At 38.5% G+C, this 13,851-nt stretch carries 14 protein-coding genes and 1 pseudogene; 11 read left to right on the forward strand and 4 right to left on the reverse strand.

Translation table 11 applies throughout. The features are described from left to right. Positions 1–30 precede the first annotated feature (30 nt). Complete coding sequence (locus tag BW721_RS01765; protein ID WP_076765561.1) at positions 31–408, reverse strand: DUF4828 domain-containing protein; 378 nt, start codon at positions 406–408, stop codon at positions 31–33. A gap of 201 nt (positions 409–609) precedes the next feature. On the opposite strand from BW721_RS01765, the gene BW721_RS01770 reads away from it, so the two are divergent. The 3 genes from BW721_RS01770 to BW721_RS01780 all read left to right on the forward strand — a co-directional run bounded on the left by BW721_RS01770 (position 610) and on the right by BW721_RS01780 (position 3,413). Continuing rightward, complete coding sequence (locus BW721_RS01770) at positions 610–1,959, forward strand: aspartate kinase (RefSeq protein ID WP_076765563.1); 1,350 nt, start codon at positions 610–612, stop codon at positions 1,957–1,959. 63 nt (positions 1,960–2,022) lie between these two features. Next, positions 2,023–2,565, forward strand: a complete 543-nt coding sequence (locus tag BW721_RS01775) for a helix-turn-helix domain-containing protein (protein ID WP_083686754.1) — start codon at positions 2,023–2,025, stop codon at positions 2,563–2,565. 8 nt (positions 2,566–2,573) lie between these two features. Continuing rightward, positions 2,574–3,413 (forward strand): IS3 family transposase, encoded by an 840-nt coding sequence (locus BW721_RS01780; RefSeq protein ID WP_232222957.1) that lies wholly within the window; start codon positions 2,574–2,576, stop codon positions 3,411–3,413. 64 nt (positions 3,414–3,477) lie between these two features. Here the strand turns inward: BW721_RS01780 and BW721_RS01785 are convergent, their stop codons facing one another. Further along, positions 3,478–3,741, reverse strand: a complete 264-nt coding sequence (locus BW721_RS01785; RefSeq protein WP_076765568.1) for a chorismate mutase — start codon at positions 3,739–3,741, stop codon at positions 3,478–3,480. A 394-nt stretch (positions 3,742–4,135) separates the two neighbouring features. Here BW721_RS01785 and aroF point away from each other — a divergent pair, with 394 nt between their 5' ends. Genes aroF through BW721_RS01820 form a run of 7 tightly spaced genes read left to right on the forward strand, consistent with a single transcriptional unit; the run spans position 4,136 to position 11,193 of the window. Next, positions 4,136–4,993 (forward strand): 3-deoxy-7-phosphoheptulonate synthase, encoded by an 858-nt coding sequence (gene aroF, locus BW721_RS01790; protein ID WP_076765569.1) that lies wholly within the window; start codon positions 4,136–4,138, stop codon positions 4,991–4,993. 18 nt (positions 4,994–5,011) lie between these two features. Next, positions 5,012–6,106, forward strand: a complete 1,095-nt coding sequence (gene aroB / locus BW721_RS01795) for a 3-dehydroquinate synthase (protein ID WP_076765573.1) — start codon at positions 5,012–5,014, stop codon at positions 6,104–6,106. Then, the gene (gene aroE / locus BW721_RS01800) at positions 6,090–6,968 is read left to right on the forward strand and encodes a shikimate dehydrogenase (protein WP_076765575.1); all 879 of its coding nucleotides are present in this window, start codon (positions 6,090–6,092) and stop codon (positions 6,966–6,968) included. Before aroB ends, aroE begins: the two co-directional genes overlap by 17 nt. Before the next feature lie 25 nt (positions 6,969–6,993). Beyond that, a complete protein-coding gene (gene aroC / locus BW721_RS01805; protein WP_076768617.1) occupies positions 6,994–8,187 on the forward strand; it encodes a chorismate synthase in 1,194 nt (397 codons plus the stop codon). 4 nt (positions 8,188–8,191) lie between these two features. Next, on the forward strand, positions 8,192–9,472 hold the full coding sequence (gene aroA / locus BW721_RS01810) for a 3-phosphoshikimate 1-carboxyvinyltransferase (RefSeq protein WP_076765577.1): 1,281 nt from the start codon (positions 8,192–8,194) through the stop codon (positions 9,470–9,472). A 15-nt stretch (positions 9,473–9,487) separates the two neighbouring features. Beyond that, positions 9,488–10,000 carry a shikimate kinase gene (locus tag BW721_RS01815; protein WP_076765579.1) on the forward strand — a complete coding sequence of 171 codons (513 nt, stop codon included), beginning with the start codon at positions 9,488–9,490 and terminating at the stop codon, positions 9,998–10,000. A gap of 5 nt (positions 10,001–10,005) precedes the next feature. Next, positions 10,006–11,193 carry a pyridoxal phosphate-dependent aminotransferase gene (locus BW721_RS01820; protein ID WP_076765581.1) on the forward strand — a complete coding sequence of 396 codons (1,188 nt, stop codon included), beginning with the start codon at positions 10,006–10,008 and terminating at the stop codon, positions 11,191–11,193. 25 nt (positions 11,194–11,218) lie between these two features. Here BW721_RS01820 and BW721_RS01825 read toward each other — a convergent pair. Both BW721_RS01825 and BW721_RS12025 read right to left on the reverse strand, forming a co-directional pair. Further along, positions 11,219–12,790: pseudogene (locus BW721_RS01825) on the reverse strand (heavy metal translocating P-type ATPase). Positions 12,791–12,853: 63 nt separating this feature from the next. Further along, the gene (locus tag BW721_RS12025; RefSeq protein WP_232222933.1) at positions 12,854–13,075 is read right to left on the reverse strand and encodes a hypothetical protein; all 222 of its coding nucleotides are present in this window, start codon (positions 13,073–13,075) and stop codon (positions 12,854–12,856) included. Between the two features lie 256 nt (positions 13,076–13,331). Here BW721_RS12025 and BW721_RS01830 point away from each other — a divergent pair, with 256 nt between their 5' ends. Continuing rightward, positions 13,332–13,838, forward strand: coding sequence for a PTS sugar transporter subunit IIA (locus BW721_RS01830; RefSeq protein WP_076765583.1), 507 nt, complete (start codon positions 13,332–13,334; stop codon positions 13,836–13,838). The last annotated feature ends 13 nt before the right edge of the window (positions 13,839–13,851 follow it).

Here is a 13,851-nt window from a genome sequence, read left to right on the forward strand (position 1 = left end):
GGAAATGGTTATTTTCCTATCGCTTTTTTATTAGTCAGTATATTCTTTGTAATAAATAACAATTTCCTCTTCGGCTTCATCAAATAACTTAATTGATTGTGGTTGATGATCTTCAATGATGACATCGTAACCGAACGGGTCCTTGAAGATAATTTGATGATCTCTTATTTCTTGGAAAGCCAGTCGAAAAGGCTTTTCATTTGTTAAAACTGCTGAATCAGACTCTATGACAATAATAGAGCGTTTATCCGCAGAAAGCCATCTTCCGTTATATGGATCAAGTGGGTGGCTATTAGCTAAAGGGATATGTTTCTTTTTTAAATTCTTCTTGCTCAGACATAAGGGCATAAAACCGATAAAAAGAGGAAAAATAAACCACAAATATTTACTTGCTTTTTTTAACTTCAAATGAGCTCATCCTTTTTTAATTTCTATTACTATTATATATGTAAAGTTAAAAAATGATAGAAACAGTTCTACTACAAAATGATTACATTTATTTCACTCTTTTCTAAAATTACCATTGCGATTATAGCCGTGTCATGCTATCCTAACGATACTGTTAAAATGAAAAATAGATTAGAAAAAGAAAAATGATGAGGTATTGCGATGAAAGTTATAAAATTTGGAGGTAGTTCCTTAGCCAATGGAACACAACTTAGAAAAGTTTTAAAAATTGTTCAAGATGATCCCGAAAGACGTATTGTCGTTGTATCAGCTCCTGGGAAACGTTTTTCAGACGATAAGAAAGTGACCGATCAGTTAATAAAAATGGCAACGTTGGTTCAAAATCAGTCATCTTATAAGGTAGTCTATGAAGATATTATTAGCCGTTATGCTGATATTGCGGAAGAGCTAGAACTCGATAAGCAAGTAATAGTTGAAATTGAAAATCATTTCGAAAAATTGTTACGAACAGAATTTCGATCAACAGACTTGCAAATTGATGCCTTTAAAGCAAGTGGAGAAGATAACAATGCTAAACTAATCGCAGCTTATTTCAAAAAATCAGGATTGCCAGCTCGTTATTTAAATCCAAGAGAAGCGGGTATCTTTGTAACAAGTCAACCTGGTAATGCACGTATCTTGCCAGAATCCTATAACTTCCTTAGCCAACTAAGAGATACAGAGGAAGTATTAGTTATTCCAGGATTCTTTGGCTACAACGAAAACGATGAAATTATTACATTCTCTCGTGGTGGATCTGATATTACAGGAGCGATTGTTGCCAATGGTGTTCAAGCGACTCTTTATGAGAACTTTACAGATGTCGATGCGATTTATGTAGCAAATCCTAATCATGTGCCTGATCCAGAAAAAATTCACCATTTAACTTACACTGAAATGCGCGAACTCTCATATGCTGGTTTTTCAGTGTTCCATGATGAAGCGCTATTACCAGCTTTCCATGCAGGTATTCCAGTTCACGTGAAGAATACCAATAACCCTGAAGGTAAAGGAACTAAAATTACGCGGACGCGTCCTAAGACATCACATATTATTTCAGGGATTGCCTCTTCAAATGGTTTTGTTAGTATCCATGTTAGCAAATATTTGTTAAATAGAGAGCTAGGCTTTATCCGTAAATCAACGCAAATTTTTGAGGAACTTGGTTTAAGTATTGATCATATGCCATCTGGAATTGATGAAGTTACCTTTATTATTAGAAAAGATCAATTAACGCCTGGAAAACAGGCAGCACTATTATACCGTTTGAAAAACGAGCTAAGAGCAGATGACGTTCATGTTCAAGGAGATGTCTGTTTAATCATGATTGTAGGAGAGGGCATGGTTGCGTCTGTCGGAACAACAGCGCAAGCAACACAAGCCCTAGCAGACGCTGGTGTCAACTTGGTTATGATTAACCAAGGCGCATCAGAAATCAGTTTGATGTTTGGTATTATCGAAGAAGATGAAGAGAAGGCTGTTAAGGCCATCTATGATTCATTCTTTAACTAAAAAAATCTGGGAAATTTTGTAGTGACCCCCTAAATTCGGACGCGGATTTAGGGGGTCTTTTATATGGGCGAAAAATATAATAAAGAATTAAAAATAAGAATTGTAAGGGAACATAGTCGTGGGTACTCCACTAAGTTTCTATCTGATAAATTTGACATCGCACACGCTACTATCAAAACCTGGTGTCGACAATATCACATGTATGGTGAGGCGGGAATTGAAAAAAGTCTGTCTAAAACGAAATATAGTGGTGAATTTAAACGATCTGTTCTAAACTATAAACAGCTAAACAAGATGTCCTACGCTGAAACAGCTATACACTTTAGTATAAAGCACTCATCGACCATCGCCAATTGGCAAAAAATATATGACACTAAAGGGTTTAATGGCTTGAATGGTTCGCAGGGACGTCCTAAGAAAGAAGGAGCCTCTGATATGGTGAATAAAAAGCGTCAACCAAGAAAACTCACACAGTCTGAATTAGAAGAGCTTATCGTATTAAGAGAAAAGAACCAGCTGTTAGAAGCAGAATTAGCCTACCTAAAAAAGTTGGACGCCTTAATCCAGAAGAAATCACTCACAAAGAAAAAACCAAAATCATTCTAGAATTAAGGCTGGAACAACCTGATGTCACACTGAATAGATGGTTTAAACTAGCAGAGCTACCTAAGAGTTCATTCTATGAATGGAAAAATAAATTAAGTCTACAGGACGACATGGATCCCTTGGTCGAAGAGATTAAACACATTATCGCGGCATCAAATCATGCCTATGGCTACCGTAGAGTGACGATTGCTTTGAAAAAAATGGGATACACTGTCAACCATAAGCATGTGTTAAGAATTATGAGAGAGAATCATCTTCTGTGCGTAAAATTTACACGTAAAAATCGTCGCTATCGTTCATTTAAAGGAGAAGTCGGTACAATCGCTGAAAATCATCTCAATCGTAACTTTGTGACGACTCAACCCAATGAAGTTTGGGTCAGTGATGTGACCGAATTTAAAGTGGCAAATTCGGAAGAGAAACTTTACTTATCAGCGATTATGGATTTGTACAACAGTGAAATAATCGCCTATAGTATGAGTCAATCGCCGACTGTCAGATTGACTAATCAATCACTTGAAGAGGCGCTAACGCTGCTTCCTGATAAACACAAGCTTATGATACATACAGATCAAGGGTTTCACTACCAACATCAATCTTGGGTCAATCTACTTAAGAAGCATTCTATTTGTCAAAGCATGTCTAGGAGAGGAAATTGTCTGGATAATTCGCCAATGGAAAATTTCTTTGGTCTACTGAAACAAGAAATGTATTACGGTGAGACAACTGAAAGCATTCATCATTTAAAAGAAGCGATCGCTACATATATTTATTGTTACAACAATGAACGAATCAAAATAAAATTAAACGGCCTGTCACCTATTCAATATAGGTTACAAGCCGCTTAGAATAATTATTCAATTAAAGTCTAAAGTCCGTGTTTAAGGGTGCACTACATTTTCCCAGATTTTTTTATTGAATAAATTTAGATTGGTAATTTTTAGAAATAGTCATGAGATCACTATAAAATTGTGTTAATTCTTCTCTTAGGCCGTCGTCCGACAAATGTTGCAAGACACCGTCAATGACAGCAGCCTCTCTAACAGCATCATAAACAGGCAAATGATTCTCTGCCTTTACAAGAGCGATTTCTTTAGCGACATGCATACGTTTTTCAAATAAAGCTACTAGTTCTTTATCAATTTCAGTAATGGCTTGGCGTTCCTTTTCTAACATTCAATCAAACTCCTTCATTTTCAATTCTTATCTTAATGATAAAAGAAGAATAAAAAAAAGCAATGAAAATCGAAAATGAAACGTAAATTAGAATAGTTGTTGACAACATTAAAATATAATGATAAATTAGTAGCACTAAAACATTTAGGGGGGAAGTTAAGATGAAGTTAGTTCTACGTGCAGCATTTACATATTTTAACTACTTTTACTTTTACTTTTTTAAAGGTAAGAGTGATTTTTGTTGCACACAAATAGGATAACTACATCGAACATTCTCATAACAGTATTTACATAATGACGATAATAATCTCTGTAGCCTAGCAACGATGATCACCGGATAGGGATCATTGTCGTTGGGCTACTTTTTTGTTTTAGGAATAGGGAGGAAAAAAATATGATCATCACATTAGAAGAAACAGAAAATAAGTTAGCTCAGTTACCATACAAGAAAGCTAGTCGCGCATTGCATCCAGAAGACAGTGTCATAGATGTTGGCAATATAAAAATCGGCGGCGGCCATTTCGCTATGATTGGTGGACCGTGTTCGATTGAAACTTACCAACAATTAGAAGAAACAGCTTCTTATGTCAGAGCAGCAGGTGGTAATGCCCTTCGTGGTGGTGCATTTAAACCCCGTACCTCTCCTTATTCATTCCAAGGTTTAGGTAAAGAAGGTCTTGACATGATGCATGAAATTGGTGGGAAATTGGATATGCCTATTGTTTCGGAAGTGATGGCAATCAGTCAGATTGAATTATTTGAAGATGTTGACCTTTTTCAAGTTGGTGCTCGAAATATGCAAAACTTTGACTTACTAAAAGAATTAGGGAAGACAAATAAACCCATTCTATTAAAAAGAGGTTTGTCGGCAACCATTGAAGAATGGTTAATGAGTGCAGAATACATTATGTCAGAAGGTAACGAGAACGTTATTCTTTGTGAACGAGGAATTCGAACCTTTGAAACAGAAACGCGAAATACACAAGATTTATCGGCTATTGCGGTCGTCAAACAAGTCAGTCATTTACCAGTTGTTATTGACCCAAGTCATGCAGCGGGACGACGAGATATTATTGAATCTCTGTCACTAGCTGCTGTTGCAGCCGGAGCGGATGGCTTAATTATCGAAACTCATCCCGACCCAGCCAATGCAACGAGTGATGGTGATCAATCGTTATACCCAGAACAATACAGAGCGTTAACTGAAAAAGTATGGAAGTTACACGCATTTATGAAAGACCTACACGCTTAAGAAGAGGAAGGTGTCACCATGGAAACCGTTCATATAGGGGTTGATAAGCCCTATGATGTCAAAATTGGCAGGGGGTTGTTAAGAGAGGCTGACCGCCATTTAGCAGCTTTTGTTGAAAATAAGCACATTATGATTATTACAGATGAAACAGTTATGAGTCATGGCTATGTTGACCAACTTCAATTAGCCTTATCAGATATTACCGCTGGAATTCATGTGGTAGCTTTTCCAGCCGGTGAAGCGCAAAAATCAATGGATAATGTGGTGAGATTGGTCCAAAAACTCGCTGAATATAACTTTTCAAGACAAGATATGGTGATTGCTTTAGGAGGAGGCGTTATTGGGGACTTAGCTGGTTTTGTCGCTAGCATATATTTAAGAGGAATTGATTTTATTCAAATCCCGACAACACTTCTTGCAGCAATTGATTCATCAGTTGGTGGTAAAACGGCCGTTGATTTACCACAAGGAAAAAATTTAGTGGGTGCCTTTTATCATCCTAAGGTAGTGCTTTGCGATGTGGATACGTTCCAAACCTTGGAGCCATCGGTTTTTGAGGATGGTTGTAGTGAATTGATTAAGTACGGCATGATTATGAATCCTAGTCTTTTGGAGGCTCTGATCAATCGTCCGCGTCCTCTTCAAGCTAGCGATGACGATATTATCGAAATGGTTAAGGTATGTGTTGAAATGAAGCGACAAGTTGTCCTTGAAGATGAGTTCGATAATGGCTTACGACAACTGTTAAACTACGGTCATACATTGGGCCATGCCTTTGAACAAGTCAGCCATTATGACATCAGCCATGGGCGGGCTATTGCACAAGGGATGTCTGTTTTTCTACAAATGGCTTATAAAGACAATCAACTTGCAGATGATTATAAACAGACACTTGATCACTTGCTAAAGCAATATCATTTGCTAAATGAAAAATATCATTATAGCAGTCAAGAGCTCGCTAAAGCGATGATTAATGATAAGAAGAGACGAAATCAAGATATTACCATTGTTTTTCCGACTGAATTTGGAAAGGCTGATTTATTTCATTACGATGTTCAGTATTTCTTAGACTGGTTTGATAAGGAGTGGCAAACATATGACATCGATTCGTGATATTAGTGCAACAACAGAACTAGCTGCGGTGATTGGACAGCCTATTAAACATTCAAAATCACCAGCGATTTATAACTACTGCTTTGACCATGCTGGCTTAAATATGGTTTATCTAGCATTTGAAACGAGTGAATCAGAAACAGTTGACCGAATAAGACAGCTACAAGGGCTTGGTGCTAGAGGGATTAACGTGACCATGCCAGGCAAGGTGGAAGCTTTACAGTGTGTGAGTAAACTGGATCCCGTTGCGCGTTATGTGCAAGCCATCAATATGATTGTAAAAGAAAATAATCAGTGGGCAGGCTACAATACGGATGGCAAGGGATTTTGGGGATCTGTTAAAGCACAAGGACAAGAGTTAGTTGATAAAAAAATTGTTTTATTTGGTTCAGGCAGTACAGCCAGAGTGATTCTTGCGCAAGCAGTTGTTGAAGGCTCTAAGCAAGTGACAATTATTGCTCGCGGCTTGGAGCGGCCATTAGCCATCAAGGACGTTATCGGGCAATTAGAGGCCGATTATCCAACTATAAAGATAAACTTACTTGATCAGCAGAATGAAGAGCAGCTCAAACAAGCATTGTGGGAAGCAGATATTGTTGTTCAAACAACGTCAGTTGGGATGTCACCTCATCAAGATCAGTCTATTTTAAAGGATAGTGACTGGTTAAATCCCAATAGCTTTGTTTGCGATATCGTTTACGAACCAAGAGAAACATTATTTTTAAAGCAAGCGAAAAAGAGAGGCTGTCAGACGTTAGGTGGCATTCATATGTTAGTCTACCAAGCCAGTTTCAATTATCAGCTGTTTACAGGCGAAATGATGCCAGTTGCTGATGTACTTTCAATATTAGAATCGAAATAATGGATAGAATAGGGGAATGGATATGTTGAGATTTATTACAGCAGGAGAATCACATGGACCAGTATTAACAACGATAATTGAAGGATTGCCGGCAGGAATGCCATTTGATATTGAAGCAATTAACCAAGCCTTGGCTAAACGCCAAGAAGGTTACGGTCGTGGAAACCGTATGAAAATTGAGACGGATAAAATTCAAGTCACAGCAGGCGTACGCCATGGGAAAACTTTAGGATCACCTGTGACCCTATCCGTTGTCAATAAAGACTATAAAAACTGGCAAAGTGTCATGAGTGCAGAAGTTGTTGAAGAAGAGAAAGAGAAGAAGAGTCGTGTTGTTCACCGTCCTCGTCCAGGACACGCTGATTTAGTAGGCGGAATTAAGTACCACCATAAAGACTTAAGAAACGTTTTAGAGCGCTCTTCTGCCAGAGAAACGACTATGCGTGTGGCGATTGGTGCAGTGGCAACTCAATTATTAGAGCAACTAGGTGTTGAAGTGGTTGCTTATGTTTGCGAACTTGGTGGGATTAAAGGGCAAGTAGATGTGTCACAAATGCCATTAGCTGAAATTAGAGATCGTGCTAACCAATCACCTGTAAAAATGGTCGATGCTGATAAAGAACAACAAGTAAAAGACAAGATTGATGAAACGAAGAGAGCTGGTAATACATTAGGTGGCGTCGTTGAAGTTATTGCTGAAGGATTGCCAGTTGGTTTGGGAAGTTACACTCAATGGGATAAAAAGATTGATGCTAGACTTGCGCAAGCAATGGTCAGTATCAATGCTTTCAAAGGTGTTGAATTTGGTGACGGCTTTGAGGTAGGTAGACGTTACGGTAGTGAAGTAATGGATGAAATTGCTTATACACCAGAGCAAGGGTTTTACCGTTTAAGTAATCATTTGGGTGGTATTGAAGGTGGTATGACAAATGGGATGCCAATCATTGTTAGAGGTGTCAAAAAGCCAATTCCAACGCTTTACCGTCCACTACAAAGTGTTGATATTTATTCAAAAGAAGAATACCAAGCAAGTATTGAACGAAGCGATACAACCGCTGTTCCAGCAGCAAGTATTATTGCGCAAGCCGTTGTTGCGACAGAATTAGTTCAAGCTGTTTTAGAAAAATTCCCTAACGATAGTTTTGATGAATTGAAAAAAGCAGTTAACGATTATCGTGAATACAGCAAAAACCCGGATATGTGGATAGAAGAGGAGTAAACAAATGAGACCATTAATTCACCATGCCAAACAACTAAAGGGAACATTAACGATACCAGGCGACAAGTCTATTTCTCACCGTAGTATTATGCTAGGTGCGATTGCTGAAGGTAAAACTCGAATTACAGGCTTTCTTCGGGCAGAAGATTGCTTGAGCACGATTCAAGTTATGCGTCAGTTAGGTGCGACCATTCATGATGACGGTGAGAAAATTGTTGTAGAAGGTAAGGGAATGAATGGACTCACTGCTCCAAGTGAGTTACTAGATGTTGGAAACTCTGGCACGACGATTCGTTTGTTAGCGGGACTTTTAGCTGGACAACCCTTCAAGAGTGTTTTAGCAGGTGACCAGTATTTAAATAAGCGTCCTATGCAACGTGTCATTACGCCTTTAAGCCAAATGGGAGCAAAGCTTCATGGCCATGAAGGGACCGAATTACCGCCGCTAACAATTGAACCGGTTGATCACCTACAAGCGATTCGCTATGAGATGCCAGTTGCGAGCGCTCAAGTGAAATCCGCCATTATCCTAGCTGGCTTGCAGGCTGAAGGTGAGACGGTTGTTATTGAAAAGGAACGGTCACGTAACCACACAGAAGAAATGTTACAACAATTCGGCGGTCAAATTGATGTGAACGGGAAAGAAATCCGCCTAAAAGGTGGACAAACACTTAAAGGACAAACCATTGAAGTGCCAGGTGATATTTCCTCAGCAGCCTTTTTCCTTGTTGCCGGTTTAATTGTACCAAATAGTGACTTACTTTTAAAAAATGTAGGCATTAACGAAACACGTTCAGGTATCATCGATGTCATTAAAAATATGGGTGGTAATATAACCATTAGCATGCGTCCAAATGGGATTAGTGCGGATATTCGTGTTCAAACGAGCCAATTAAAAGCAACTACTATTAAGGGTGAAATGATTCCGCGATTAATTGATGAGATTCCGATCATTGCGCTTCTAGCAACACAGGCAGAAGGTGATACAGTCATTGAAGATGCTGAAGAATTAAAAGTAAAAGAAACGGATCGTATTCATGCGGTAGCATCTCAATTAAACAAGATGAATGCTCACATTAATGAGACGGAAGACGGCATGATTATTCATGGAGGCAGTTCATTACAGGGAGCAGAAGTAGATAGTTTTGGTGACCATCGCATTGGGATGATGCTGCAAGTCGCAGCGTTATTAACACAAAGCGAGGTTCATATGAAAGATGCGGACTGTGTAAATATCAGTTATCCGACTTTCTTTGATGAGATTGCTAGACTCGTTCAGGCCTAGAAAGGAAGGTGCGTGATGGCTGAAATATTAATTGGTTTTATGGGTGCTGGGAAAACAAGTGTCGGCATACAATTAGCTAAGGCATTGAATAAACCCTTTATAGATTTAGATGCAGAAATAACGAAACAGATTAATATGCCAATTGCGACTTACTTTGATCAATATGGCGAGCAAGCGTTTAGAAAAATTGAAGCAGCGACATTAAAGGAATACCACCATCAAAACGTAGTGATTTCAACAGGTGGTGGCTGTGTGGAAACAGCCGACTGTCTAAAACTCCTTCAAAATCATGACTGTGTTATTTATTTACAAGCTGGTTTTGAGACACTTTGGCAGAGAATTATTCAAGATACAACCAATATACGTCCGCTTGCACAAGCTAAAGAGACAGACACTGTTCAAGCCTTGCTTGAAAAACGCCTTTCTTTATACGAAGCTGCAGCTTCATATGTCATTCAAACGGATCAACTTTCTACAGAAGAAATAGTAAGTGTGATAACAGACAGTATTGATACTAAAAAGGGGTGATTTGCTTGATTTCAAATCGTATTCACCAGATTCAACTATCCGCAACATTAGCGGCAACTCAAAAGACGAGAGAGCTAAAGGAAGCGGGCATTGATGTGATTTCTCTTACAGTAGGGGAACCAGATTTTGATACCCCAGCTTATATTTTAGATGCGGCTAATCAAGCGATGTACGAAGGAAAGGGTCATCATTATACAGCTAGTGCGGGTATTAGCGAATTGAGAGAAGCAATCTCGACATACCATAAAAGCTATGATGACATTGACTACAGACCTGATCAAATATTCGTTTCAGCAGGAGCTAAGTTAGTTTTATATTACCTCTTTCAAAGTCTAATTAATGAAGGCGATGAAGTACTTGTTCCAACACCTTACTGGGTGAGTTATAGCGAGCAAATTAAGCTAGCAGGTGGTGTGCCTGTTTTCATAGAAACCCGTATAGATGATGATTTCGCAGTAACAGAAGAACTTCTGGAACGTTATACCACTAAAAAAACAAAGCTGCTTATTTTAAATTCACCGTCCAACCCATCTGGTGTGGTTTTTAATAAGGAACAGTTGACTACAATAGGAAACTTTTGTGTGAAGCATAATATTTTTATTATTTCAGATGAAATTTATAATCGACTTGTATTTAATGGTGCGACAAGTCCATCTATGGCGTCACTGTCAGAGGCTATCAAAAAACAAACCATTGTTGTTAATGGGATGTCTAAAGCATTCGCGATGACAGGATGGCGAATGGGTTATGCGATGGCAGACACCACCATTATTCAAGCTTTAGATAAAATAGCGAGTCAGACGAGTGGGAACCCAGCTGGAATTAGTCAGTATGCTGCTTTAGCTGCCTTAACCAATGCAACTGATTTTCTTAAATACAACCAAGCCTTATTTGAAGACCGACTCAATCATGCCTACCCACTCGTTGCGTCATTAGAGGGCTTCAAATTGCACGCTAAACCACAAGGGGCCTTTTATCTGTTTCCAGATTGCAAGGAAGCGTCAAAATTAACCGGTTATGATAATGTGGATGATTTTGTCATGGCCCTTTTAGAAGAAGCTCACGTGGGTCTTGTTGCTGGAAGTGGTTTTGGAATGCCAAACCATGTTCGTTTCAGTTATGCGACTTCAGAAGAGACGTTTCATGCAGGTGTTAGACGAATTGCTGAGTTTATTGAGAAGAAAAGAAAATAAGTCATAAAGAAAGTCATCAGGAGGTTTAACTATCCTGATGACTTTCTTTATGTTTAAAGGCGAGCAGACGGAGACCGTTTAGAATAACCAAAATGGTGCTTCCTTCGTGGCCAACGACACCAAGCGGAAGATTAATCAATTGAAGTAAGTTAGCAGTAATCAGAACGATAATCACAGCCAAAGAAAAAACAATATTTTGTAGGGTGATTTTCCTTAAACGTTTGGACAATAAGACGGAATAGGGAAGGAGACTTAAGCTATTATTAATGAGAACCACATCAGCTGTTTGCATAGCGATATCCGTTCCTTGGCCCATAGCAATCCCAATATCTGAATGAGCAAGTGCGGGTGCATCATTAATGCCATCCCCGACCATAGCAACACGCTTGTACTTTTTTTGTAAATCGTCTATTAACGTTGCCTTTTCAGCGGGCAAGCAATTGGCATAATAATCATCTAGTTCGAGTTCGTGGGCAATTGCTTGCGCCGTATAAAACTGATCTCCCGTCAGCATAACGGTTTGGATGCCTCGTGCTTTGAAGAAACGAATAACGTCCTTTGCCTCTTCCTTGACCGTATCGAGTAAGGCGAAATAGGCAATAATCTAATGATCTGCTGCCAAATAAATTAATGTTTTTCCTTCTTCGGATAAGCGTTGTGTTTCTTTTGAAAAAGGATTTACACCGTCAATAAAATCAGCTTTTCCTATTCGCCAGTCGATCTGATGATAATGTGCCGATAAACCAAAACCGGTTGAATCAATTTTATTAAGGAGAGATAGGGTATGAAAGGGTCTCTCTTCAATAAAGTTGATAAATGCTGCAGCAATGGGATGCGTTGATCCTTGTTCAAGGGCATAGACAATACTGAGTACTTCCTCTTCGTCATAGCGGTTATCAATAGCATAGTCCGTTACAACCGGTTTGCCATTTGTTAATGTAGCTGTTTTATCAAATGCGATGCAATCTAAATAGGCAAGATTCTCAATAGCGATCCCACCTTTAAATAAGATTCCAGCTTTAGCAGCATTAGAAATGGCGGATAGTGTAGCGGGGACTGCGGATGCAACAAGGGCACAAGGCGATGCTACAGTTAGTAAAACCATACTGCGATAAAAGGATTCACTCCATCCCCAGTCTAGAACAAAATAAAAAATAAATAACATGAGGCTGACAAAAATAAGGACAGCTGATACATAGTAATTTTCAAGTTTGGTAATCAAGCGAGCAGTTTTAGAAGGGGTGTTTTGAGCTTCTGTGACTAGACGAATAACTTGGGCAAACAATGTATCATCTGCTTGTTCATTAACGGTAATCGTAACCGCTTCTTGCAGATTAATACTGCCAGCATAAACTTGTTGGTCCTTTGTTTTCTCACTTGGCATAGACTCACCATTAATAGAAGATTCATCGAACATGCCAAATGCACTTGTTAATAAGCCATCAATAGGAACACTTTCTCCTTTAGCTACAAAAACACGATCACCGATCGTTAATTCGTTAACATCCACCTGCTCTAAACTCCCATCTAGTTGATAGCGTTGAGCAGTTTGTGGAACAATAGTCATTAATGACCGAATGGCATCGCTACTTTTCATTTGCGCATAATGTTCAAGTGAACCTGATAGAGAAAAAATAAAGATTAATAAGGCACCTTCAAACTAGTAACCGATCAATGAGGCACCAATGGCAGCCAAAACCATCAACACATCTACATTCAAGCGTTTATTTTTAACGGTATCAATAATGCCTTCTTTAGCTTGCGAATAGCCACCGATTAAAAAAGCACCGATAAAAATTAAGGCTGATTCTGTATCTAATTGAATAGTTTGAGCATAAAAACCAATTAAAATTAAAATACCACTTAGGAGAGTTGCTACCATTTTTTATATTTCTTTTTAAGACGTTTAACATTTCAATCACCTATTCTTTCTTATTTAAATCTATCAAAAAGAAATAGAAAGATTAATGATTTTGTTAGCTAGTAAATGACTCTCATTCTCCCTTATCATAATTTCTTCAAATATATGGGTCGAAAACGCAAACAACATCAATAGGAAAATAAAATGACTTGTGGTATCATTAATTAAAAGAAGAGATCAAACTATTGAAATGAATATATGTAAAGGTGGCGTTAATATGTTTAACTTCTTCAAGAAAGATAAAAAAGAAACAGTTGCACCAGTCGAAAAAGCGACATTGTATGCACCTGCAAACGGAAGAATTGTTCCGGTTACAGAAGTTGCTGATCCAGTATTCTCTCAAAAAATGATGGGAGACGGTTATGCTGTTATTCCAACAGATGGTGATATTTATTCACCAGTTGAAGGAAAGGTACTGAGTGTTTTTCCAACGAAACACGCGATTGGTATTCAAATGGCAAGCGGGATTGAAATTCTGATTCATATGGGATTAGATACAGTTGAATTGAATGGTAAACCTTTCGAGACATTTGTCAGTGAAGGCGATACGCTAACTGCTGATACATTAGTCGCAAAATGTGATTTAGCTTCATTAGCTGAGGCTGGTAAAGACAATGCTATGGTTGTTGTCATTACAAACATGGATAAGGTAAAAGAGTTTGTTCTAGACGAACATGCTGATGTTCAAGCTAAACAAGCAGTCGGTAGCGTTCAACATTTATAAGATAAAAAAAATA

The sequence above is a fragment of the Jeotgalibaca sp. PTS2502 genome (assembly GCF_001975685.1).
GTDB classification, from domain to species: Bacteria; Bacillota; Bacilli; order Lactobacillales; family Aerococcaceae; genus Jeotgalibaca; species Jeotgalibaca arthritidis.

What these genes read in the sequence shown, in the direction of transcription:
- BW721_RS01785 (WP_076765568.1), bottom strand. Translation starts at nt 3,741, where the DNA reads ATGTTAGAAAAGGAACGCCAAGCCATTACTGAAATTGATAAAGAACTA.
- BW721_RS01770 (WP_076765563.1), top strand. Translation starts at nt 610, where the DNA reads ATGAAAGTTATAAAATTTGGAGGTAGTTCCTTAGCCAATGGAACACAA.
- aroB (WP_076765573.1), top strand. Translation starts at nt 5,012, where the DNA reads ATGGAAACCGTTCATATAGGGGTTGATAAGCCCTATGATGTCAAAATT.
- BW721_RS01775 (WP_083686754.1), top strand. Translation starts at nt 2,023, where the DNA reads ATGGGCGAAAAATATAATAAAGAATTAAAAATAAGAATTGTAAGGGAA.
- aroF (WP_076765569.1), top strand. Translation starts at nt 4,136, where the DNA reads ATGATCATCACATTAGAAGAAACAGAAAATAAGTTAGCTCAGTTACCA.
- BW721_RS01830 (WP_076765583.1), top strand. Translation starts at nt 13,332, where the DNA reads ATGTTTAACTTCTTCAAGAAAGATAAAAAAGAAACAGTTGCACCAGTC.
- BW721_RS01815 (WP_076765579.1), top strand. Translation starts at nt 9,488, where the DNA reads ATGGCTGAAATATTAATTGGTTTTATGGGTGCTGGGAAAACAAGTGTC.
- BW721_RS12025 (WP_232222933.1), bottom strand. Translation starts at nt 13,075, where the DNA reads ATGGTAGCAACTCTCCTAAGTGGTATTTTAATTTTAATTGGTTTTTAT.
- aroE (WP_076765575.1), top strand. Translation starts at nt 6,090, where the DNA reads ATGACATCGATTCGTGATATTAGTGCAACAACAGAACTAGCTGCGGTG.
- aroA (WP_076765577.1), top strand. Translation starts at nt 8,192, where the DNA reads ATGAGACCATTAATTCACCATGCCAAACAACTAAAGGGAACATTAACG.